23 protein-coding genes are annotated in these 23,396 nt (G+C 60.7%); 4 read left to right on the forward strand and 19 right to left on the reverse strand.

Annotated features, from left to right (window positions below; translation table 11 throughout):
- Positions 1-36: 36 nt before the first annotated feature.
- On the forward strand, positions 37-1,365 hold the full coding sequence (locus GOB81_RS09100) for a CNNM domain-containing protein (RefSeq protein ID WP_173570093.1): 1,329 nt from the start codon (positions 37-39) through the stop codon (positions 1,363-1,365).
- Here the strand turns inward: GOB81_RS09100 and GOB81_RS09105 are convergent.
- The 9 genes from GOB81_RS09105 to pstC all read right to left on the reverse strand — a co-directional run bounded on the left by GOB81_RS09105 (position 1,323) and on the right by pstC (position 11,864).
- Entirely contained in the window at positions 1,323-3,587 is a 2,265-nt protein-coding gene (locus tag GOB81_RS09105; protein WP_173570094.1) for a GGDEF/EAL domain-containing response regulator, read from the reverse strand. The genes GOB81_RS09100 and GOB81_RS09105 overlap by 43 nt on opposite strands.
- A gap of 171 nt (positions 3,588-3,758) precedes the next feature.
- Positions 3,759-5,078 carry a DUF763 domain-containing protein gene (locus GOB81_RS09110; RefSeq protein WP_173570095.1) on the reverse strand — a complete coding sequence of 440 codons (1,320 nt, stop codon included), beginning with the start codon at positions 5,076-5,078 and terminating at the stop codon, positions 3,759-3,761.
- 278 nt (positions 5,079-5,356) lie between these two features.
- Entirely contained in the window at positions 5,357-6,370 is a 1,014-nt protein-coding gene (pstS, locus tag GOB81_RS09115) for a phosphate ABC transporter substrate-binding protein PstS (protein WP_173570096.1), read from the reverse strand.
- A gap of 123 nt (positions 6,371-6,493) precedes the next feature.
- Positions 6,494-7,678, reverse strand: coding sequence for an ATP-binding protein (locus GOB81_RS09120; RefSeq protein ID WP_173570097.1), 1,185 nt, complete (start codon positions 7,676-7,678; stop codon positions 6,494-6,496).
- Positions 7,679-7,709: 31 nt separating this feature from the next.
- The gene (locus GOB81_RS09125; protein ID WP_173570098.1) at positions 7,710-8,423 is read right to left on the reverse strand and encodes a response regulator; all 714 of its coding nucleotides are present in this window, start codon (positions 8,421-8,423) and stop codon (positions 7,710-7,712) included.
- 8 nt (positions 8,424-8,431) lie between these two features.
- The gene (phoU, locus tag GOB81_RS09130; protein WP_173570099.1) at positions 8,432-9,133 is read right to left on the reverse strand and encodes a phosphate signaling complex protein PhoU; all 702 of its coding nucleotides are present in this window, start codon (positions 9,131-9,133) and stop codon (positions 8,432-8,434) included.
- 13 nt (positions 9,134-9,146) lie between these two features.
- Complete coding sequence (pstB, locus tag GOB81_RS09135) at positions 9,147-9,926, reverse strand: phosphate ABC transporter ATP-binding protein PstB (protein WP_173570175.1); 780 nt, start codon at positions 9,924-9,926, stop codon at positions 9,147-9,149.
- Between the two features lie 28 nt (positions 9,927-9,954).
- Complete coding sequence (pstA, locus tag GOB81_RS09140) at positions 9,955-10,848, reverse strand: phosphate ABC transporter permease PstA (protein WP_173570100.1); 894 nt, start codon at positions 10,846-10,848, stop codon at positions 9,955-9,957.
- 2 nt (positions 10,849-10,850) lie between these two features.
- Positions 10,851-11,864: a phosphate ABC transporter permease subunit PstC gene (gene pstC, locus GOB81_RS09145; protein WP_173570101.1), complete on the reverse strand. Its 1,014-nt coding sequence runs from the start codon at positions 11,862-11,864 to the stop codon at positions 10,851-10,853.
- Positions 11,865-12,134: 270 nt separating this feature from the next.
- Between pstC and GOB81_RS09150 the strand changes: the two genes are divergently transcribed.
- The 3 genes from GOB81_RS09150 to GOB81_RS09160 all read left to right on the forward strand — a co-directional run bounded on the left by GOB81_RS09150 (position 12,135) and on the right by GOB81_RS09160 (position 14,033).
- Positions 12,135-12,416, forward strand: coding sequence for a putative hemolysin (locus GOB81_RS09150; RefSeq protein WP_242010158.1), 282 nt, complete (start codon positions 12,135-12,137; stop codon positions 12,414-12,416).
- Positions 12,413-13,234: a nitroreductase family protein gene (locus tag GOB81_RS09155; protein WP_173570102.1), complete on the forward strand. Its 822-nt coding sequence runs from the start codon at positions 12,413-12,415 to the stop codon at positions 13,232-13,234. The genes GOB81_RS09150 and GOB81_RS09155 overlap by 4 nt, the downstream gene beginning before the upstream one ends.
- Before the next feature lie 493 nt (positions 13,235-13,727).
- On the forward strand, positions 13,728-14,033 hold the full coding sequence (locus GOB81_RS09160) for a hypothetical protein (RefSeq protein ID WP_173570103.1): 306 nt from the start codon (positions 13,728-13,730) through the stop codon (positions 14,031-14,033).
- Between the two features lie 58 nt (positions 14,034-14,091).
- On the opposite strand, the gene leuD is transcribed toward GOB81_RS09160, so the two are convergent.
- The 10 genes from leuD to GOB81_RS09210 form a co-directional block, all read right to left on the reverse strand.
- Complete coding sequence (gene leuD / locus GOB81_RS09165; protein WP_173570104.1) at positions 14,092-14,712, reverse strand: 3-isopropylmalate dehydratase small subunit; 621 nt, start codon at positions 14,710-14,712, stop codon at positions 14,092-14,094.
- 23 nt (positions 14,713-14,735) lie between these two features.
- Complete coding sequence (gene leuC / locus GOB81_RS09170) at positions 14,736-16,142, reverse strand: 3-isopropylmalate dehydratase large subunit (protein ID WP_173570105.1); 1,407 nt, start codon at positions 16,140-16,142, stop codon at positions 14,736-14,738.
- A 633-nt stretch (positions 16,143-16,775) separates the two neighbouring features.
- Positions 16,776-17,165 carry a 50S ribosomal protein L19 gene (gene rplS, locus GOB81_RS09175; RefSeq protein WP_173570106.1) on the reverse strand — a complete coding sequence of 130 codons (390 nt, stop codon included), beginning with the start codon at positions 17,163-17,165 and terminating at the stop codon, positions 16,776-16,778.
- A complete protein-coding gene (gene trmD / locus GOB81_RS09180) occupies positions 17,162-17,890 on the reverse strand; it encodes a tRNA (guanosine(37)-N1)-methyltransferase TrmD (protein ID WP_173570107.1) in 729 nt (242 codons plus the stop codon). Before trmD ends, rplS begins: the two co-directional genes overlap by 4 nt.
- Positions 17,887-18,411, reverse strand: a complete 525-nt coding sequence (rimM, locus tag GOB81_RS09185; protein WP_173570108.1) for a ribosome maturation factor RimM — start codon at positions 18,409-18,411, stop codon at positions 17,887-17,889. The genes trmD and rimM overlap by 4 nt, the downstream gene beginning before the upstream one ends.
- 30 nt (positions 18,412-18,441) lie before the next feature.
- Entirely contained in the window at positions 18,442-18,792 is a 351-nt protein-coding gene (gene rpsP / locus GOB81_RS09190) for a 30S ribosomal protein S16 (protein ID WP_173570109.1), read from the reverse strand.
- A 48-nt stretch (positions 18,793-18,840) separates the two neighbouring features.
- Complete coding sequence (gene ffh / locus GOB81_RS09195) at positions 18,841-20,253, reverse strand: signal recognition particle protein (RefSeq protein WP_173570110.1); 1,413 nt, start codon at positions 20,251-20,253, stop codon at positions 18,841-18,843.
- Between the two features lie 225 nt (positions 20,254-20,478).
- On the reverse strand, positions 20,479-21,939 hold the full coding sequence (locus GOB81_RS09200) for an NAD-dependent succinate-semialdehyde dehydrogenase (protein ID WP_173570111.1): 1,461 nt from the start codon (positions 21,937-21,939) through the stop codon (positions 20,479-20,481).
- A 135-nt stretch (positions 21,940-22,074) separates the two neighbouring features.
- Positions 22,075-22,845, reverse strand: a complete 771-nt coding sequence (locus GOB81_RS09205; RefSeq protein ID WP_173570112.1) for an exodeoxyribonuclease III — start codon at positions 22,843-22,845, stop codon at positions 22,075-22,077.
- Positions 22,846-22,899: 54 nt separating this feature from the next.
- Positions 22,900-23,241, reverse strand: coding sequence for a HesB/IscA family protein (locus GOB81_RS09210; protein ID WP_173570113.1), 342 nt, complete (start codon positions 23,239-23,241; stop codon positions 22,900-22,902).
- Positions 23,242-23,396 lie beyond the last annotated feature (155 nt).

Here is a 23,396-nt window from a genome sequence, read left to right on the forward strand (position 1 = left end):
AGGCACGGCACAAAAAGAAAAACCGGTTGGTCCCCCGTGCTGCTGCTTCTGATGGGCGTCGTTGCTGTCGTCCTGCTTATCGCCATCAACATTCTTATCTCCCTCTCGGAAATCTCGTTCGCCGCCGCGCGCGACGTGCGGCTGCGATCCCGTGCCGAAGCGGGTGACGAGCGCGCCACGGCCTTTCTCGCCCTGCGCCGCAACAGCGGGCAGGTAATGACCGTTCTGCAGATCCTGCTGAACGCCGTCGGCATTCTGGGCGGTATCGTCAGTTCCGACATGCTGACCCCTCCACTGGGACAGATTTTCCGGAGATGGGGATTCAGCGACACGTCGGCGGACAGTCTCGCCGCTACGGCCGCTTTCGTGTTCATTACCGCCATGTTCGTGGTGTTTGCGGACCTGTTGCCGAAACGCATCGCCATGAACGCGCCGGACAGGATCGGACTGGCCATCGGCTGGTTCCCGTCGACGGCCCTGCATCTGCTGTATCCGTTCGTCTGGGTGTTCTCCAAGATCTCGGACGCGATGCTACGGGCGTTGAAAATCCCTGCCGCCTCCGCCGTCGAACCCGTCACCCCCGAAGATCTGCGCGCCATTCTTGCCGCCGGAACTGCCTCTGGCGTGCTGCTCGAAGAAGAGCACCAAATGATCCAGAACGTGCTGGGTTTGCAGGATCGTTCTGTCAGTTCCGCCATGACCCCCCGTGACGAGATCGTCTATCTGGATGTGCAGGAAACTCCGGAAGCTGTCCGCACGAAAGTCCGGCACGATTCCTATTCCCGATACCCTCTTTGCAATGGCGGCCTGGATCACGTCATCGGGTCTGTCCGGATCGAGGATATTTTCGTCGCTTCCGCTGACGAAACGCGCTCGCTGCCGCTCAGCCGCCTGCGCCGGGACGTTCTCTCCGTTCCCGAAACACTCAATCTCTGGGACACGCTTGCCCAGTTCGACGCGCATGGTGCCGGTTTCGCCCTTGTCATCAGTGAATACGGCCTGGTTGTGGGGCTCATCACCTTCAAGGACATCATGGGCGCCCTGATGGACGGCCTTGCAACGCCGTTCGAAGAGCAGCTCATCGTGCGTCGTGATGAGAATTCATGGCTGATCGACGGTGCGGCACCGATCGGGGACGTTATCCGCGAACTCGGCGTGCCCGATCTGCCGGACAGCAGTTCCTTCGACACGATCGCGGGCTTTATCATGCACCGCCTCCGCCGCATGGCCCGCAAGGCCGATCACACGGATGCTGCCGGATTCCGGTTCGAGGTTGTCGATGTGGAAGGTTTCCGCATCAACCAGCTACTCATCACCCGGCTTCACAAATCCGATGACGGGGCCGGGCCTCTGTCCCTGCTCTGAGAGCGACCTTCTGCTTCAGGGGAAAGCGCTTTCCTTACGGGCGGTAGCGTTTTTTTCTCTTCTGAAACAGGACTGTTCCCGTCTTTCTGCCAGCCCGGCAGGGAGGCGCGAACCAGACCTGCTATCTGCGCCGCCTCCATCGGTTTCCCGAAATAGAAGCCCTGCCCCTCTTCGCACCGATGGCGCGCCAGCCAGCGCGCCTGCTCGGGGCGCTCGATGCCCTCGGCAATGATGCGGATTCCCAGATTGCGACACAGCATGATCATGGAACGGACAATCGTCTGATCCGTCTGATTGTGCTCAAGCCTGTCGATAAACGATTTGTCGAATTTGATCCGGTCGATCACCAGGCGGCTGAGATAGCTCAGGGAGGCATAGCCTGTCCCGAAGTCATCCACCGCCACGGCAACACCCAGCTGGCGCAGTTTTTCCAGTTGCCTGTTGAAAAGCTTTGCGCGTCGGATGAGCACGGATTCCGTAAGCTCCAGTTCCAGCTGGGCCGGATTCACTTTATGCCGCTCGATGGCCGCCATGACCATCGTATGGACATCCGTGCGGGCAAACAGAACCCCCGAGAGGTTCACTGCCATCCTGATATCCAGACCCGCGTGGTTCCAGCGGGCAAGCTGAGTGCAAGCTTCCTCCAGAACCCAACTGGTTATGGGAACGATCTGCCCGGTTTCCTCGGCGATGGGAAGAAACTGCATGGGGGGAAGCAGGCTGCCATCCGGCTGTTTCCAGCGCAGGAGCGCCTCAACGCCGGTTATACGCCCTGAGCGCAGATCCACCTGTGGCTGATAATGCAGCACCAGACTGTCATTGCACACGGCATGATGCAGCCCCTGCTCGATCTGCATGGCGACGGCTTCCACCCGTTCCATCGCGGGATTATACAGCCGATATCCATTCCCGCCGCCGCTCTTGGCCTTATACATGGCCATGTCAGCGCATTTAAGTATGCCATCGAAGGTTTCATCGCCCTTGTCCTGGATGACGATGCCGATACTGACAGTCGTGATCACGACCGTATCGTCCGTAAGATTGTCATCGGTGCCGCCAATTCCGAACGGCATTTCGAAACATTCGAGAATCAGGCGTGCTGTGCGGCGAGCCTCTTCTTCACAATTGTGAGGATCAAGCGGATGAACAATTGCAAACTCGTCTCCTCCCAGCCGACCGATCACATAAGCCTTTGGAAAATTCTCCCGTAATCGGGAAAGAACACTCCTGAGCAGGCGATCGCCCATCCGATGACCCAGTGTGTCATTGATGGCCTTGAAGCGATCGAGATCCAGCAGGAAAAGAGCAAAGGTCTCGCACTGGTCTTCAGGACAGGTCAGAAGCCTGCTGATCTGTTCTTCCACTTTCAGCCTGTTCGGCGCGCCGGTCAGCTGATCATGATACGCCAGAAACTGGAGTGTCTTCTGGGCTGCTTTCAGGTCGGTGATATCGAGGGCCGTCACAAGCGCGAGCGGCATCTCGCTGGCGCTGCTGTAAAGGGGGGTTTTCGCCACCAGCAGCACGCGCTCGCGGCCCTTCGCATCCCTGATGGTCTTTTCGTATCTTCTCCAGAACTGTCCATCCGGAAACAGATTTGCCACTTCATCGGAAGCCGTCTCGCGACGGGTCAGTTGCTCAGGGGTCGTCCCAAGGGCTTCGGCCATGCAGCGATTAGCGAAGACATACCGTCCCTCTCTGTCCGTCGCGCCGATCAGCGCCGGAACCAGATCAATGACTTCCAGCAGCCGCTTATGACTGTCACGAAAAAGGGTCGTCCGTGCGCGATGGCTGGCTTCCTCTTTCTGTTCGAGTTCTTTTATGCGGACCAGCGCGCGGCTGCGGCTTTCCCCCAGCCTTAGCCAGTTCCGCGCCCGAGGGAGGAACTCCGCCTCCTCAACCGGCAATGTGAAGCATTCCGTGGCCCCTGCCTGCAACATCTTCAGGCGGAAGGCTGGCGTTTTCGACGCCGTGGCCACAATGACCGGCATCCCCTGCGCGTCTTCGTGCTCGCGCAAGGCAGTCAGGAAAGAACAGACATTCCGGCCAGATCGCCCACAGACGACAATCATCAGATCCGGATAACCTCTTTCCGTGCAATAGCACTGGATATCTTCGAGCGAGGCAAATGCTGCGATTTGAGCATCCGGGGAGATTTCCCGAACCAGACGTTCAAAAACAGTGCGGTCTGTGGCGTGATCGTCCACAATTGCGATCAGCTTCATCCACTCCTCGCGAAACAGATCTGGCGACCGAAACGAAATCCCCGTCACTTTTGCAAGTCACGCGGTCTGTTTCGGACAGGCCTTCCTCGATTCTTCATTGTAGGAACGAGATGATGAAGGAATATTAAACCTGACACGCGGTGACGCGCCTCACCTGCCCCATGCTGTCGTTTACGGCGTCAGGGCGAAACGCGGGGGGCGACGTTTGCGTGCAGCCGGAGCCTGACCGTCCGCGACCTGCACCTTTCTTTTCACAGGTCGGGGTGCCTGTGATGGCGGTTCCCAGCCGAAAACACTCCGTCCTCCATAACTGTGAGAGGCCGCGCGCTCCGCCACGACATGCTCTTCCAGAGAAGGCCCTGATACCCGTCGTTCCAGCTCTCGCGCCTGCGTATCAAGACGCCGCATGGCCTCCAGCCGCTCATCATTGCCGAGTCTGGCCTGCTCGACGGCTCCCTTGAGCATGGCGATCGTCTGGTCATAGACCGCCGTCGGCACCGGAAACGGATGACGGTCCTTGCCCCCATGCGCCATTGAGAAACGGGCCGGGTCTGCAAAACGACATGGCGTCCCGTGAACGACCTCCGCCACCATCGCCAGCGATTCCACCGTACGCGCCCCGACACCCGGCACAAGCAGCAGATCCTGAAAATCCTCCGGCCCCTTCTCGGCTGCAGCAGCCAGCGCGCCGTGCAGACGGCGTATCATGACGTCCCCGGATCGCACGTCATGATGTTCGGGCATCACAAGATGAGGCAGTACACCCTGCGGTTGCTCTGCACTGCCACGCAGGCGGGCGACTTCGCGCGCCACCTTGTCCGGTCCCAGATCCCGCAGCAGGTCAAGTTGCGCGCTGCGACAGCCTTCTGCGCGCCGATCGGCCAGATTGATGATATTGCCCCGTGGCTTGCCGTCGATGGCACTGTGCGGATCGGTGACAAAACTCTCGAGACCTTCGGACAGCCAGTGATAGCGCCGCGCATAACGGCTTTCACCGTTCATGCCCTGCTGGACGACAACCCAGCGCCCATCGTCGGCCACGACAAAACTATGAAGATACAGGTCGAAACCGTCCTGCACCGCCGCGCTGTCCACCTTCGCCACCAGGCGGCTGGCCCGGCCAAGCGCCACACCATCAAGACCGGTCAGATCCGCAACGGCTGTCAGCTCATCCGGTGTCCGTCGGGAATGTCGCCCGCGTCCGCCACAGACATGCAGACCAAGCTCACCCGAAAGCGGCTCCAGTCCGCGCTTGAGGGCACCCATCACGCTGGTGGTGATGCCGGAGGAATGCCAGTCCATCCCCATGACGGCACCGAAAGACTGGAACCAGAACGGATGCGCCAGTCGGCGGAGGAATTCATCCCGTCCGTAATGGTGAATCACAGCCTGCACGATGACGGCGCCCAGACGGCTCATCCGGTCGGCGAGCCACATCGGCACACGGCCACCATGCAATGGCAGGTCAGCGCTTCCGGCTCGACGCGTCATGGTTCTTCCGTCCCCTGAGTTCCTGACTGACCCTATCATGATTATCGGCTTTGCCATGTGCGGGGAGATCAGATCTGCGACCAGAAAAAGGTCGCGCGATCCATAGCGCTGACACACTGCGGGGCGGAGCATCCCAGAGAGGATTCCCCCCATGGGTGGCTTGGAACAACAAAAAAGCCGGAAAGCATGGTGCTTTCCGGCCTTCAGGCAGACATATTCCGATGAAGAATCACGCGACGCGCAGGGTCATGACACGATGACCCCAAACGTTCGCATCATTATTTGCCGGGATAACCCGCTTCGACTTTCTGCTTCACGCTTTCCGGCAGCGGAACATAATCGAGCTTTTTCGCAGCCGCATCACCCGTGTGGAAAGAGTAATCGAAGAACTTGTAGACCGCATTGGCGCGGGCAGCATCTTTCGCGTTGGTCGGCACCAGCACGAACGTCGCCGACACGATCGGCCATACGCTCTTGCCCGGGCCATTCAGCAGATCGACTGCGAAATGCGATGCATGATCCCAGTCGGCTGACGCGGCGGCAGCGGTAAAGCTGGTGATATCCGGCGTCACGAACTCGCCGTCCTTGTCCTGCAACAGGACAGTCGGAATGCTGTTACGACGGGCGTAAGCATATTCGACGTAGCCGATGGCGCCTTCGGTCGCGCGGACGGAAGAACCAACGCCATCGTTACCACGGGCGCCAGCGCCACCGGCCCACTGGACGGACGTTGCCGCACCGACCTGGCTCTGCCAGCCGGAAGACATCTTGGCGAGATAGGAGGTGAAGACGAAGGTCGTGCCGGAACCGTCAGCGCGATGCACCGGCGCGATGGCGACGTCAGGCAGCGAGAGACCCGGGTTCAGTGCTGCGATCTTCGGGTCGTTCCAGGACGTGATGTTGCCCAGATAGATCTCCGCCAGAACGGCACCGCTCAGCTTGAGCTGGTTGGAGGCGACACCCGGAATATTGACGATGGGCACGATGCCACCGATCACGGTCGGGAACTGATAGAGCGAAGCGGAAGCAAGCTTGTCGGCCGCCATCGGCGCATCGGAAGCACCGAAATCGACAGTCCGGGCCGTGACGAGGTTCTGTCCTGCACTGGAACCGACGCTCTGATAGTTCAGGGAAACGCCAGCGGCCGACTTCGCGCTATCGCCCCATGCCTGATAGATCGGTGCGGCAAAGCTCGACCCGGCACCCGTGATGTCCGCCGCATGAGCCTGATGCGCCATGACCGGCGCGGCCGTCAGCAGAAGAGCGGCAAGAAAACGGTTCCTGTTGAGCATTCTCAACTCCATTGAAAGCAGCACGACGGCCTGTAGCATCCAGCCCGTATGACGGGTCGCTCCTACCCTACATCTCCCATCAGGAAAAATGATGTCTTCATGACAATGCTGGGGGAGGGGGAACTAACTGCCCGACAGGCGGGGCTCCCGCAGCGATGGAAGCCAGACATCGCAGCGCGTGCCCTGCCCTATCCTGCTTGTGATCTCGAAGCAGCCATCATGGCGGTCGAGGATATGCCGCACGATAGCGAGCCCCAGACCGTAGCCGGAAGCCGACATGCCGCGACGCCCTTCCACACGATAGAAACGCTCGGTCAGCCGGGGAAGATGTTCCGGTGCAATCCCAACCCCATTGTCCCGCACCACGAACGACACGCCCGTACGGCCCCGGAGAATCTTTTTCTCCACGGTGACCGAAACGCGCACGTGCCGGCCATCCGCCCCTGCATATTTCACGGCATTCTCGACGAGATTGACCAGCACACGGATAATCTGTTCCACGTCTCCCGGCACCGAGACGGAATCCGCGATGGTTTCCAGTTCGATGTCCCGGGCCGCACACAGACTGCCCAGTTCGTCGCGCACAAGGTCCACGACATGCTTCGCGTCCACAATACCGCGCGGCTTGCGGTGCTCCAGCATTTCGGCACGCGACAGTTCCAACAACTGCTCGATCAGTCGCTGCATCCGGCTGGCCTGCGCCGCCATGATGCCGAGGAACTGCTGTTGGGCGGCAGGATCATCCGCCGCCGGACCGCGCAGCGTTTCGATGAAGCCGATAAGAGCCGTAAGCGGGGTCCGTAATTCATGGCTCGCATAGGCCACGAAATCGGACCGCATGCGCTCAACGGCGTCCCGCTCGGAACAGTCTGTCAGAATGGCGAGGATATGGGCCGGTCCCGTTGCCAGAACTTCAGGCAGAAGCCTCAGATCGACGCGCACCACCCGGCGCACCGGCACTTCCAGCACGAATTCCGCGCTGGTGCTGACAGTTGCGCCATCCAGATGCCGCATTGCCGCGAAAACGGCCGGGTAGCGCATGATCGTGCCCAGCGCGTCACCAAACGCCCCACCCGCCTCGACATTGGCGAACCGCATGGCGCCATGGCCGTCGAGCAGCACGGCGGCATCAGGCAAAAGATCGAGGACTTCCTCAAGGGAGACGGAGGATGTGCCGACCTCTTCCCGACGGGCACGAACGCTGCCCGGCAGCACCCGCCTCAGACGTTTCCCGCGGGCCATCCATCCTGTCAGGCCACCGGCCAGCCCGGTGGAGGCCAGACATACAGCCAATTCGGCTCCGGTCATGCCGCCTCCTTTTTAGGGGTGGGAAAGGGCGTTATTCGCCCTCGCTGTCCAGTGCATAACCGGCGGAACGCACTGTACGGATCAGATCGCGCTCGCCGAGACCGTTGATCTCCTTGCGCAGACGCCGGATGTGAACATCGACCGTGCGAATCTCCACATGAATGTTCTCGCCCCAGATCGACCGCAGGATGTCTTCACGTGAAAAGACCCGTCCTGGACGCCGCATGAAGAATTCCAGCAACCGGAACTCCGTCGGGCCAAGCTGCACCGAGCGCCCACCGCGTTCGACCCGGTGCTTCACCAGATCCAGGACGATGTCCTCGAAGTGCAGGAGTTCGGATGGCCCCTGCGTGCGTCGCAACAGGGCACGCATACGGGCTTCCAGCGTCGCCATACTGACCGGCTTGGTCAGGTAATCATCCGCGCCGGTTTCCAGCCCCCGAATGGCGTCCACCTCCTCGGAGCGCGCCGTCAGCATGATAACCGGCAGTTCGTGACCGCCCGGCATCGCACGCAGCCGACGGCATATGTCTATGCCGCTCAGGCTGCCCGGCAGCATCCAGTCCAGCAGGACAAACGACGGGCGGAAAGCTGTCAGCGCCGTCAGCGCTGCTTCCCCGTCCCCCGCCACTTCCACGCGATAACCCTGTTTCTCGAGGTTGTAGCGCAGCATCACCTGCAGGGAGGGATCATCCTCCACGACGAGAACGCGCAGACCGTTCCCTCCTCCGAGCGATTCCGACATCGAGGTCCTCAGGTTGAAGTATGGCCGCGACCGCCGCGCGGACGCACGGCAGGCAGCATTTCACCGGTCACGGCATAATAGACGCGCTCGGCGATATTGGTCGTGTGATCACCGATCCGTTCGAGGTTCTTCGCCACGAACAGCAGATGGATACAGGCAGTGATATTACGCGGATCTTCCATCATGTAGGTCACGAGTTCGCGGAACATGGCGGTGTAAAGCTCATCCACCGCTGTATCGGCCTGCCAGACGGCGACTGCGCCGTCCCGATCCCGCTCCGTCAGCGCATCAATGGCGCGACGCAGGTTGTCCTGCACCAGACGACCCATGTTCTTCAGGCCGACAAGGGACATCGTGCTGCCGTCCATTTCGAGCTTCATGGCACGGCGCGCGATAGAAGAAGCATAATCACCGATACGCTCAAGATCGCCGGTAACCTTCAGGGCGGCGACAATGGTGCGCAGATCGACGGCCATGGGTGAGCGCAGCGCGAGGATGCGGATGGCTAGCGCCTCGGCCTCACGCTCCAGTTCATCGACTTCAGGATCAAGCTCCGGCGCTTCGATGGCGGCTTCCTCGTCGCCGTCCACGACCGCTTTCACGGCCTGCGCGGTCTGGCGCTCGACCAGACCACCCATCTGCGCCATCAGGCTCCGGAGATGCTCCAGTTCCTGCTCGTAGCTCTTCACGGTGTGCGTCGCCTCGGTCATCGCCCTGCTCCCCTCAGCCGAATCGGCCGGTGATATAATCCTGGGTACGTGTCTCTTTCGGCGCGGTGAACATGCGGTCGGTGCTGTCCATTTCCACCAGTTCGCCAAGATAGAAGAAGGCCACCTGATCCGCGCAGCGCGCCGCCTGCTGCATGTTGTGCGTCACAATGGCAATGGTGAACTCTTTCTTGAGTTCGTCCAGCAGTTCCTCGATGCGGGCTGTGGAAACCGGGTCGAGAGCGCTCGTCGGCTCATCGAGCAGCACGATTTCGGGGCGTGTCGCGATGGTGCGGGCAATGCACAGACGCTGCTGCTGGCCACCGGAAAGAGCCGTCGCCGAAGCCTTCAGCCGGTCTTTCACTTCCGGCCACAACGCAACACGGCGCAGCACGTCTTCCACGCGTCCGTCCATTTCCGACCGCGACAGTTTCTCGTGCAGCTTCACCCCGAATGCGATGTTGTCATAGATCGACATCGGGAAAGGTGTCGGCTTCTGGAAAACCATGCCGATGCGGGCACGCAGGCGGTTCACATCAACGGCCTGACTGATGATGTTGCGCCCGTCGAACAGCACTTCACCCGTCGCGCGCTGGCCGGGATAGAGATCGTACATCCGGTTGAGGACGCGGAGCAGCGTGGATTTTCCGCAACCGGAGGGACCGATCATGCCGGTCACCTTGCGGCGCGGGAAATCCATCGTGATGTTCCGCAGCGCCTTGTTATCACCGTAGTAGAAATCGAGTGACTTCACCGAGATCGCCGGCTTCGCTGCCACCGCCTCTCCATTCGCCATCTGTCCGTTCGTCAGGCCGATCATCCGATTATGCTCCCTTCCGGCCGAAGCCGACGCGGACAAGAATATTGATAAGGAGAACCCCGAGCGTCACCAGCAGCGCGCCGGTCCAGGCAAGTTGCACCCAGTCATCGAACGCCGAGCCTGCATACTGATAAATGGTGACCGGCAGGCTCGCCATCGGGCGGTTGAGGCTGACCGACCAGTCGAGATTGCCCAGCGAGGTGAACAGCAGTGGCGCCGTCTCACCCGCCACGCGGGCCACCGCCAGCAGGACACCGGTCATGACACCCGTCCGGGCGGCGCGCAGGCAGATGAAGAGGATCACCCGCCACTTGGACGCGCCAAGTCCGATCCCCGCTTCGCGCAGGGAGATCGGCACCAGCCGCAGCATGTCTTCCGTCGTCCGCACCACGATCGGCAGGGCGAGAATGGCAAGGGCCACCGAACCGGCGAGGCCCGAGAAATGCCCCGTCGGCACCACGAGCAGCTGATAGATGAAAAGACCGATCAGGATCGAAGGCGCGGACAGCAGCATGTCCGACACGAAGCGTGTCGTGCTGGCCATCCAGCCGCTCCCATAATCGGCGAGATAAATGCCGCACATCATGCCGAGCGGTGCACCGATGAGAATGGAAACGGCCGTCTGGATCACACTGCCGATGATGGCGTTGGCAAGGCCTCCATTCGATCCCGGCGAAGCCGTGGAATGGATGAACGTCACCAGAGAAAGACCGCCGGCACCCCGGATGATGAGCGTGAAGAGAATCGACCCTAGCGCGAGCAGCGCGACACCCGTGGCCACAAGGCTGAGGACTGTCGCGGTCCGGTCCATAATCTGGCGACGCATGGCCAGCGAGCCATTCACTTTCCAGCCGTCGATTGAGGGCTGCACGTCGTCGGCAACGTCATTCTGCGTCATGATCAGCGGCCCTCCCGGCGCGTGGACATACCCAGCAGCACGCGGGACACCGCCAGCGCCATGAAAGAGAGAGCCATCAGAATCGCGCCCAATGCCATCAAGGCAGAGAGCTTCAGGCTGCCTGACGGACTCTCGGGAAATTCAAGGGCGATCAGGGAGGCAATCGTGTTGCCGGGAGCGAAAAGCGACCAGCCGATCTTGTTGGCGTTGCCGATCACGAAGGTGACGGCCATCGTCTCGCCCATCGCGCGGCCCATGCCGAGCACGACACTGCCGATGACGGCGCTGCGCGACCAGGGGAGGATGACGTTGCGCATGACCTCCCAGCGGGTCGCCCCGAGCCCGAACCCGCTTTCCTTCAGCACGGCGGGAATAGAGGCAAACACGTCGCACATGACCGCGGTGACGAAAGGCATCACCATCACGGCAAGGATGAGACCGCCGGTCATGAGACCGGTGCCGAAAGGTGCACCCTGCACAAGCGCGTGAATGATCGGAACATGTCCGAACCAGCTTCGCAGGAGGGGCTGCACATAACGCGCCATCAGCGGCACGATGACAAAGAAACCCCACATACCGAAGATGATGGAAGGAACGGCGGCGAGAAGCTGCACGGCCATACCGACGATGAAAGAGACGCGGGCCGGGGCCATCTGGGTGAGCCAGAACGCGGCGCCAAAGGCGAGGGGAACGGCGACAACCAGCCCGATCAGGCTTGTCATGACCGTGCCGAAGACGGGCGCGAGCGCTCCGAAATTCTGCGTCACGGGGTTCCAGACGGCCGATGCGAAGAAAGCAGGGCCGAATGTCTCGAAGGCTTTCATGCCCCCGCTGACCATCACAAGAATGATCGCACCCAGCAGCAGAAGCACCCCGACACCGGCTGCCGTCACCAGCCATCGGAAAACCTTATCCCCGTTAAAACTCGAGGGAGAGCCAAGCGCCGCCTTCTGCGCTCCGGTTCCTTCGGGCGGTTCACCGGAAACTGCCTCAACCGTCCGCGCTATTCCATTCATGAACCAGACGCTCCGTTTCCTGACGGAGCCGACCATTACTTAACGGTCATCCGGCGGGCAACCACCGAATGACATCCGGACACGTGACATTTTTGTTGCGCTTGTCTGCACATGAGAAAATCCGGCTCACCCGGCTCCCACCGTCCCTTCCGTGAGAACAATGCTGATGAGCGGATTCCACATGCCTTCCGGCATCGGACAGGCTGTTTTCGTGCGGTGCAATGTCATCCTATGATGGATCGGAATAAGAGCAGAGCAGGAGCAGGAACGATGATGCATCGGAAAATCATGGGTGCGGGCGCGTCCGCCCTGTTGGCGGGACTTCTTGGTGGATGCGCGGATGCTCCGGCCCAGCCAGCCACTCCCCGTGCAGGCATGGCCAATCCGGCCTCGGTTTATTGCGAGAAGATCGGCGGCCATCTGGAGATGAAGCAGGGCGCGGACGGCACATACGGAATCTGCCATCTGCCCGATGGGTCATCAATGGAGGAATGGGCGCTGTTCCGACGCGATCATGCTGCGCCCGTGCAGGCAGGACAGACCTCCAGATGAGCAACGGTTTCCGGGCGCTCTGGACAGAACGTTACGGTGAGGGCGTGCCCGTTCCGTCCGTGACGCCGGATGCGGTGACGAAAAGCCTGATGGCGCATCGCACCGTACGTGCCTTTCTGAAAACTCCCCTGCCAGAAGGCGCGCTGGAAGCAGCGATTGCGGCCGCCCAGTCGGCCTCGTCATCCTGCAACATGCAGGCATGGAGCGTCGTGGCCATCGAAGATCAGGCACGGAAGGACAGACTGGCGGAACTGGCGGGCGATCAGGCCCATATCCGGCAGGCACCCCTGCTGCTGATGTGGCTGATCGACCTTGGCAGGCTGAAGCGGCTCGGCGCGACGGAAGGCGTTTCTCTGGAAGGGGTGGATTATTTCGACACCTTCATGGCCGCAACGGTGGACGTCGCGATGGCCGCCCAGAACGCGGCCGCCTCCTTCGAAGCCGCCGGGCTCGGCATCGTTTATCTCGGTGCGATGCGCAACCACGCCGAACAGGTGGCAACGGAACTCGACCTGCCCCCTCTGACGACGGTGGCATTCGGACTGAGTGTCGGGATACCGGACCCGGAGAAACCCGCGCATATCAGGCCACGCCTCGTCCCATCGGTCGTGCTGCACCGGGAGCGTTATGATGCATCAGAAGAGCAGCAGGGCATCGCGAATTACGACGCCGTTTATGCGGCTTTCCAGAAAGCGGAAGGGCTTCCTGAGAAGCGATGGACGGATGCGACTCTGCGCCGCTTTGCGACGCCCAAGGCGCTGCATGGCCGTGAACACCTGCGGGAAGCACTGGAAAAGCACGGCTTCCGGCTTCGTTGAGAGGCACTGCACGACAGAATTCCCCATATGGAATGAGTTACTCCGGAGCGCAGAGGCAGACAGCACCCAATACTCCCGGGTCTCTGCGTGACGCCGTTACAGGACGCCGCTGAATCCGGCAGCGGCGGCACACGCCCCTATTTATTCCCAAGTCGGGATCAAAAGGACTCTGTTCCTTTGTGGGGTTCGGGGCAAAACCCGGAAAATCCTTTACTGCCCAAATATTATTGTGATGCGCAAGGCACAGAAAGCGCGCCATCACATCGCATCCATTATTGCAATCAAACATTCGCAAATAACAGAAATAAATACAGGATTTATACAAGTATGAATAGAATTACGGTCTACATATAAACCATTACACAACCGGCACAAACTTCCTGATTTGAACTATTTTCGCGCATTACTCTTGCAATACACTCAATGCGCTCCAATCTATTACAGAACAGCGGGAATGGCTAAATGTCACTTCCTGCCAAAGGGAGTGCCGAAAATGTCAGCTTACAAAACTTTGCGTGAAGCCATCGAAAAGAAAAGCGTTGTCAGCTTTACTTTGGGAGACAAGCCGCAGAGCGGATCACCCCATGCTCTGGGCAAAGGCGACAATGTCGAAAAAGTGCTGATGTATCGTGGCGAAGATTCGCACAAGAAGGGGATTGCCCCCACAGGGGAATGGAGCGTTCTGTCGGTTTCAGAGCTCTCCGATGTACAACTTGTTCCTGATGCACCGTTCCACATCGGCCATCCGTCTGAGAAGCACCGCTCCGAAATCCGGGAAGTTGATATTGAGCTGACCTGAGATAATCCTGTTGGTGCTTGTCACGTAGCAAGCACCAACAGGGCGTCACGTCAGATTTTCAGAGTGCGATAGCAGGAAACCAAGGTTCTTCTTTCTTGCGTTTCGCTTCGAAAATCTCGATCGCGCCCACCTGTTTCAGCGTCTGGCCGATATCGTCCAGCCCTTCGAGCAGCAGACGCTTGCGGAGCGGGTCGATCTCGAAACCGACTTCCTGTCCGTCCGGGCGAATGACCACCTGACGCGCCAGATCGACCGTGATGCGACTGTTGGAGCCTTGCGTGGCATCTTCCATTAGCGCGTCACAGACTTCACGCGGCAGACGGATCGGCAGGATGCCGTTCTTGAAGCTGTTGTTGAAAAAGATATCGGCAAACGACGGCGCAATAACGCAGCGGATACCGAAATCCAGCAGCGCCCAGGGGGCATGCTCACGCGACGACCCGCAGCCGAAATTCTCGTGTGTGACGAGGATTTCCGCCTTTCGGTAAGGCTCCCTGTTCAGCACAAAATCCGGGTTTTCAGAACCGTCCGGACGATAACGCATGCCGTCGAAGGCATGGATGCCAAGACCGGTCCGCTTCGTCGTCTTGAGGAAGCGGGCCGGAATGATCTTGTCCGTGTCGATATTGGCCTCGGGCAGAGGTGCCGCGATAGCCGTCAGAGTGGTGAATTTCTCCATCGGTCTTCGTCCTTCTGCCGAAATCAGTTGGTAAGTTCGCGGGCGTCGGTCAGCATGCCGGTGACCGCCGCCGCCGCTGCCATCGCGGGCGAGAGCAGATGCGTGCGACCACCCGGCCCCTGACGACCTTCAAAATTGCGGTTGGAGGTCGAGGCGCAACGCTGGCCCGGAGTCAGCTTGTCCGGGTTCATGCCGAGGCACATGGAGCACCCTGCTTCACGCCACTCGAAACCGGCGTCGAGGAAAACGCGATCCAGCCCTTCTTCCTCGGCCTGCGCCTTCACCAGACCGGAACCCGGCACGATCATTGCGCGCACACCCTCGGCAACCTTGCGGCCCGCAGCAATCGACGCTGCTGCCCGCAGATCCTCGATACGGCTGTTGGTGCAGGAGCCTATGAACACCACATCGACCGGTGTCCCGGCGATCTTCTGACCGGCCTTGAGGTCCATATATTCCAGCATCCGCACGAGCTGCGCACGCTTCGCTTCGTCGGCCTCATTGGCCGGGTCCGGTACCGTGCCGTTGATCGGCAGCACTGTTTCCGGACTTGTGCCCCATGTCAGGCACGGCTCGATATCTTCAGCCCGCAGCGTGATCTCGGTGTCGTAAACCGCACCTTCATCGGCAGCCAGCGTCTTCCAGTATGCGACGGCCTCATCGAACCCCTCCCCTTTGGGAGCGAAACGACGGCCCTTCACATACGCAAATGTCGTCTCGTCCGGTGCGATCAGACCCGCACGGGCACCGCCTTCGATAGCCATGTTGCAGACCGTCATACGGCCCGCCATGTCCAGCCCGCGAATGGCGGAACCGCAGAACTCGATGACATGCCCTGTGCCGCCTGCCGTGCCGATCTTGCCGATGATCGCCAGCACGACGTCCTTCGCCGTCACGCCCGGCGTGAGTTGCCCCTCGACGGCGATTTTCATGTTCTTCGCGGGCTTCTGCAAAATGGTCTGCGTGGCCATCACATGCTCGACCTCGGACGTGCCGATGCCAAAGGCCAGCGCACCCATCGCACCGTGGGTGGAGGTGTGGGAGTCACCGCAAACGATCGTCATGCCCGGCAGCGAGATGCCCTGCTCGGGGCCGACCACATGCACGATGCCCTGATTGGCCGACAGCAGAGGGAAATACGGAACGCCGAATTCCTTGACGTTACGCTCCAGCGTCTCGATCTGGTTGCGGCTTTCCGGCTCCTCGATCGGTTTGGTCCGGTCGGAAGTCGGCACGTTGTGATCCACAACCGCGATCGTGTTTTCGGGGTGACGCAGCTTGCGGCCAGCCAGACGCAGCCCCTCGAACGCCTGCGGGCTGGTCACCTCATGAAGAAGGTGCCGGTCGATATATAGGATGGCGGTCCCGTCCTCGAGAGTATCGACAACGTGGTTGTCCCAGATCTTGTCGAACAGAGTACGCGGTGACATGGCCAATCCTGAATATCCTGAAATGAACCCGGGCTTTGCCTCCCCGCCGCGCGGAACGTCAAGGCCGTCCATGCAACAGGGATACACAAATCACGGTATATGCAGTGAAGATGTGGCGAGCGTTGCTCTAACCCGCAAGCATCCGTGAAGAAACTAACACAAATGGTTTCCAAAGGCACCGCCTTTGGCGCGCTCAGATGGAGCGTCTTTCGCAATGCCCTAAGCAGCTAAAAAAGCGATGATATATCCTGCAAACCCAAGGATGGCACCGAGCAATCTCCTGCATTTGGAAGGAAATGAAAGGATTGCGTGCCGTTTCCGGACTCCCCGCACAGTCCGGAAAACTCTCCCCTCATCGGGAATAGGTTTGCAAAGGCTCTGTTGTCGTTACGTGTTGGGTGTGATTTTTCAACGGGTTAACGGAATCCCGGGCTCGGCCCGCATCCGGCATGAACCGCAGGGCTCGACAGCCTGCTCTGTTGATAAACAAGCGGGTTTCCGAAGACCCGGGGCTTTGGCGCAAAGCCCTGAAAAAGACGCGGCACGGAACAACAGAGCCTCTCAAAGGCATACAAACGCCAACAAAAAAGCCGGTGCCCTTGCGGGACACCGGCTTTTCCGAACGGAAATCCGTTATGCGCTGGCCTTGGCGGCCGGACCCGTGTCACGAGCGCGCTCGGCAATACGAGCGGACTTACCGCTACGGCCACGCAGGTAATACAGCTTCGCGCGACGCACCTTACCGCGACGGATCACCTTGATCTCGGCGATGGTCGGCGCATACAGCGGGAACACACGCTCCACGCCTTCACCATTGGAGATCTTGCGAACCGTGAAGTTGCTGTTCAGGCCCTTGTTGGAACGGGCGATGACAACGCCTTCGTAAGCCTGAACGCGCTCGCGCTCGCCTTCCTTGACGCGGACGGACACGCGGACGGTGTCGCCGGCCTGGAAAACAGGCACTTCACGAATGGCGGTGAGGCGCACGATTTCGTCGGCCTCGTACTGCTGGATGATGTTCATAGGGACTGTCCTTCCTGAACGGATGGTCTGGAACTGTGCGACAGATGAGCTGCCCACAGGTCGGGCCGACGCTCGCGCGTGACCCGCTCGGATTGTTCGCGCCGCCAGCGGGCGATGGCCGCGTGATTTCCGGACAGAAGGACGTCCGGCACCGAGCGGCCCTGCCATTCGGCGGGGCGGGTATAGTGAGGATATTCAAGAAGACCGTCGGAGAAGCTTTCCTCGACACCACTTTCCGCAGAACCCATGACGCCGGGTAGCAGCCGCACGCAGGCATCCAGCAGCACCAGTGCCGCCGTTTCCCCGCCTGAAAGCACATAATCGCCGATCGAGACCTGCTCGATGGCGCGTGCTTCCAGAACGCGTTCGTCCACACCTTCGTAACGCCCGCACAGCAGGGTCACACCCGGCCCCGCCGCGTAACGACGGATATCGGCCTGCGCCAGCGGGCGACCGCGCGGGGTCAGATAGACGCACGGAGCGCCATCTTGCCGCGAGACCGACTCAAGGGCCGTGTCCACCACATCCGCACGCATCACCATGCCCGCACCACCCCCGAAAGGTGTGTCGTCCACGGCGTTGTGACGTCCGAGCCCAAAAGCCCGCAGGTCGCGCACGTCGCAGTTCCAAGTGCCGCTCTCCAGCGCGCGTCCGGCCAGTGACTGACCGAGCGGGCCGGGAAACATCTCCGGGAACAGGGTGATGATCGTCGCCGTCCAGCTCATGCGGCACTTCCCTTCGGCGCGTGTTCTTCCTCACCGATCACCTCTATCGGACGCACGATGGTCGCGCGGCGATTGGGGAAATCGAGTTCGGGTACACACACCTTGGTAAATGGCACGATCAGCCCGGTATCGAGTTCGAGACTCGTTCCCGCGCCATAATCATGCACCGTGACAATCCGCCCGAGCGAAGCACCGTCTTCCACAGCATCCAGACCAATCAGGTCACTGTGATAGAACTCGTCTTCGTCAGGTTCCGGCAGCATGTCACGGCCGACATAGAGCTTGCGGTTGACCAGCGCCTGTGCCGCCGTCCGGTCTGCGAGCGGGTTTCCCTGCGCATCGCGCAGTTCCGCCACGCCGCCCGAACGCCAGCTCAGGGTCCAGCGATCGCCATGATCGTCAGTCAGCACCCCATAGGAGACAAGGGAAGCCTCGTCGGCGACGCCGCTGTGCACGTGCACAAGCCCGCGCACACCGTGCGGCCTCCCTATAACTCCGATCTGGATAAGTCTGTCTGTCATGGCAAGAAAGCGTCTTCCGGTCTTTCAGCTTCAGGCTGCGGCAGCAGCTGCGGCAGCGGCAGCTTTCGCACGCTCCTGAGCTTTCTTCTTCGGCGCGGCCTGCTTCGGCTGCTCGTTCCAGGTCGGTTTCGCGATCAGGCCGGCATTGCCGAGGAAGCGAGCGACACGGTCTGTCGGCTGAGCGCCCTGCGACAGCCAGTGCGCGATGCGCTCGTTCGTCAGCTTCACACGCTCGGCGTGATCGGACGGCAGCATCGGGTTGTACGCGCCAACCTTCTCGATGAAGCGGCCATCGCGCGGCGAACGGCTGTCGGCAATCACGATGTGATAATAAGGACGCTTCTTCGCACCAGCACGGGCAAGACGGATCTTAAGGCTCATTCAACTACTCCGGATAAAGCCAGAAAAACAAAAAAAGACGAGGGCAGGTCAGCCGAAAGGAGGCCGGCCACCGGGGCCACCAGGGAAACCACCAGGGCCTCCCGGCATGCCGCCCCCGGACATGAGCGCGGATGCCTGACGCATCAGGCCTTTCAGCCCGAGCTTGTTGACCCGCTTCATCATGGTGGACATGTCATCGAACTGCTTGAGCAGCTTGTTGACGTCCTGAACTGTGCTTCCGGACCCGGCGGCAATACGCTTCTTGCGCGACGCTTTGATGATGTCGGGCGTCTTACGCTCCGCCTTGGTCATGGAAGAAATGATGGCCTGATGCTTCTTGAAGATCGTGGTGTCGAGCTTCTTCTCGTCAACCATGTCCTTCAGCTTGCCCATACCCGGCAACATTCCGAGAATGCCGGAAATCGAGCCCATCTTCTGGATCTGCCCGATCTGCGCAACATAATCGTCGAGATCGAACTTGCCGGCCATCATCTTCTTGGCCAGCCGCTCTCCCTCTTCCTGATCGAGCGTATCGGCGGCTTTCTCGACCAGTCCGGCGATATCGCCGAGGCCAAGGATGCGGCCTGCGACGCGCTCAGGATGGAACTCCTCCAGCGCGTCCAGCTTCTCGCCAGAACCGGTCAACTTGATCGGTGCACCGGTGATCGCACGCATGGACAGCGCGGCGCCACCACGAGCGTCACCATCCATACGGGTCATGACGACACCGGACACACCAACAGCTTCGTTGAAGAGCTTGGCTGTATTGACCGCGTCCTGGCCCGTCATCGCATCGACAACGAGCAACGTTTCCGCAGGGTGGGTCACGTCACGGATCTGACGGACTTCGTCCATCAGGGCTTCGTCGATGGACAGACGGCCCGCCGTATCGAGGATAACGACGTCGTAGCCTTCGCGACGCGCCGTATCCATTGCCCGCGTGGCGATCTCGACCGGCGTCTGCCCCGCAACGATCGGCAGCGAGGCCACTTTTGCGCGCTCGGCAAGCTGCTGAAGCTGGAGCTGTGCGGCGGGACGCTGCGTATCGAGCGAAGCCAGCAGCACCTTCTTGCGCTCGCGGGTCGCGAGACGCAGGGCGATCTTGCCGGAAGTGGTCGTCTTGCCGGAGCCCTGAAGACCAACCATCAGGATCGGCACGGGCGGTGCGGCGTTCAGGTTCAGGGGAACAGCGCCAGCGCCACCGAGGGCGTCGATCAGCGCATCATTGACGATCTTGGCGACAGCCTGACCGGGAGAGATGCTTTCCAGCACCTCCGCGCCGACCGAGCGCTCCTTGACCTTATTAACGAAGTCCTTGACGACCGGCAGCGCGACGTCCGCCTCCAGCATCGCCAGCCGAACCTCGCGCATGGCTTCCGCAACGTCGGCCTCGGTCAGCGCGCCACGCTTGCCGAGATCACCAATAACGCCGGAAAACTTGTCGGACAGAGATTCGAACAAGAACCGTTTCCCCAAAAGAATACGCGCCACTGCGCGAGCACTCGCGAGGTGGCGTGACTTATGTGTGGGCTATGCTCCTACGCGCCAGCGCGATGGGAGTCAAACTGAATCGGGACTCAGGGAGAAACGAGGATCTTCAACCCGAGCCGCGAAAGGCGGTGCGTCAGGCAACCGCACCTCTGTAGGGTCGGGACCAAAGGCCCCAACCCCCGTTTTAGCGAACGATCAGAACTTCAGTCCCGCCATGTGCATCGCCTTGACCTCAAGGAACTCGTCAATGCCTTCCGCGCCGCCCTCCCGCCCGAGCCCGGACTGCTTCACGCCTCCGAACGGTGCGCTCTCCATGGAGACAAGCCCCGTATTGACGCCGACCATGCCATATTCCAGTGCCTCGCCAACGCGCCATGCACGGGCCATGTCGGAGGTAAAGAAGTAGCTGGCCAGACCAAACGGCGTGTCATTGGCCTTGCGGATAGCCTCTGCTTCATCACTGAATTTGAAGATCGGCATCAGCGGACCGAAAGTCTCTTCGCTGAAGACCCGCATATCGGTGGTCACGCCTTCCAGTACGACCGGCGTAACGAAATTGCCGTTTATTTCCAACGGGGCGCTGACACAGATGGCACCTTTGGACAGCGCATCCTCAACATGATCGCGCACTTTCTTCACGGCGGCCTCGTTGATGAGCGGTCCCATCGTGACTCCGTCCTCAAGTCCGTTGCCGACCTTGAATTTGGCGACTTCCTCCTTCATGCGGGCGACGAAACGGTCGTGGATACCGTCCTGCACGAAGATCCGGTTGGCACACACACAGGTCTGACCGGCATTACGGAATTTGCTGGCGAGAGCCCCCGCGACGGCGGTTTCAAGATCGGCGTCATCGAAGACGATGAACGGTGCGTTGCCGCCGAGCTCCAGGCTCAGGCGCTTGATGGTGCCAGCCGACTGACGCATCAGCAGCGCCCCGACATGGGTGGAACCCGTGAAGGACAGCTTGCGCACGATCGGACTTGACGTCAGTTCGGGGCCGATTTCCTTCGCATCGCCGGTGACGAGCGAGAACAGCCCCTTCGGCAGACCAGCGCGCTCGCCCAGCACGGCGAGAGCCAGCGCGGAATAAGGGGTCAGTTCGGACGGCTTGAGCACCATGCTGCATCCGGCGGCGAACGCCGGGCCGCATTTGCGGGTGATCATGGCGTTGGGGAAGTTCCACGGCGTGATGGCGGCGGTGGTGCCGACCGGCTGCTTCACGGTGAGAACGCGGCGGTCTTTCTGGTTGGGGGTAATGACCGCCCCGTTAATGCGACGCGCCTCCTCGGCGAACCATTTGAGGAAGGAAGCGCCGTATTTCACTTCCCCCCGGGCCTCGGCAAGAGGCTTACCCTGCTCGACGGTCATGATAAGGGCGAGATCGTCGATATTGGCAAGGATCAGGTCATACCACGCCATGAGAATGTCGGCGCGCTCTCCGGGAGAGGAGGTCTTCCATTTCCCCTGCGCCCGGTCGGCCGCTTCAATGGCTCGCTGCGTTTCAGCGGCTGTGCAGGCCGGGATCGTGCCGATGGTCTCGCCGGTAGCGGGATTGGTGACGGAGAGCGTCTTACCGGAAGCGGAGGCCATCCATTCGCCGGCGATGTAGGCCTGTTCCCGGAAGAGGGACGGATCGGCAAGGTTGGCGATGGACATGGATAGCCTCCGTTGAGTGGTGCTCTGTTAAACTACTCGCACGTCATATCACCCGGAATGCTGGCGATCCATCTGGAGCTTATGCACCGTCCGCCGCCTCGACTTACAGGCTGCCTGATGGCCGGAAGAGCAACTTCAATCCAGCGTGATCATCACCGGCACATGATCGGATGGCTGCTGCATGGCCCGCTCCTCCCGGTCAGGGGCGGCGCTGGTCAGACGTTCGGCCACGCGGGGTGAAAGCAGCAGATGGTCGATGCGCAGCCCGAGATCGCGGTGGAAAGCACCGGCCTGATAGTCCCAGAAGGTATAGATCGTCTCATCGGGATGCAGGGCGCGGACGGCGTCCGTCAGTCCAAGCCAGAGCAGCCTGCGGAACGCAGCGCGACTTTCCGGACGAACGAGCGCGTCCGTCGGTGGCAGAGCCCCCGGCGCAAAATCGCGATCCGTTGGGCAGACATTGTAATCCCCGGCAAGGATGAAGTCCCTGCCTTCCCGCAGCATGACGGCGGCATGGCGCTCAAGGGCGTCGAAAAATTCCAGCTTGCCCTGAAATCCCGCCGCACCACCGGAATTGCCATTGGGAAGATACAGGTCGCCGACCGTCAGGGTTCCCAGCCGCACCTCGATATAGCGGGCTGGCGGTTCCGGATCGTTGAGACCCGGGAGGCTGCGGGCAAGAACGTCAACCGGCTGGCGGGACAGAATCGCAACGCCATTATAGGATTTCTGCCCCACGACGTTGCACACATAACCTGCATCTTCAAAGACCTGCGCCGGAAACTGGTGCGCCTCGCACTTGGTTTCCTGCAACAGCAGCAGGTCAGGCTCATTGCGCTTCAGCCAGTCGAGCACATGCGTCTGGCGCTGACGGATGGAATTGACGTTCCAGGTCGCAATCTTCATGGCATGAGTCGTCCTTCTGCGCGGATGCGGCTTCTTCCGGGAAAGACGTGATCGTCAGGCGAGAGAGAAGCTGGTGCCGCAGCCGCAGCCGGACGCGGCGTTCGGGTTGGTCACGGCGAAATGCGCGCCCATCAGCTTGTTGACATAGTCCAGTTCGCCATCATGCATAAGGTCGAGACTGGCAGGATCGACGACGACACGGATGCCGTGCGTGGCGATGACAAGGTCATCGGGCGCGACCTCCGCATCCAGCCGGAACTCATACTGGAAGCCATTGCACCCGCCCGCCGACACGGCAACGCGCAGCGCCGGGACAGGAGTGATGTCGCCTTTGCCGGAGATGATTTCGGCAATGCGTTTCGCGGCGGCGTCGGAGACGGAAAAGCTCTGGGTCATGGTATGATAATGGGATGCGGACGACCGAATGTGAAGAGGAAGGAACGGGTCTTTGATCGGTTCCGCAAACAAAGATCCCGGCATCGGGCCGGGATCTGAAACGACATACCCGTCAGCAGGTCGTTCCAGGCAGGCAGCCTGTGCGTGGAACGATC

The sequence above is a fragment of the Acetobacter conturbans genome (genome assembly GCF_011516755.1).
Lineage (GTDB): Bacteria > Pseudomonadota > Alphaproteobacteria > Acetobacterales > Acetobacteraceae > Acetobacter > Acetobacter conturbans.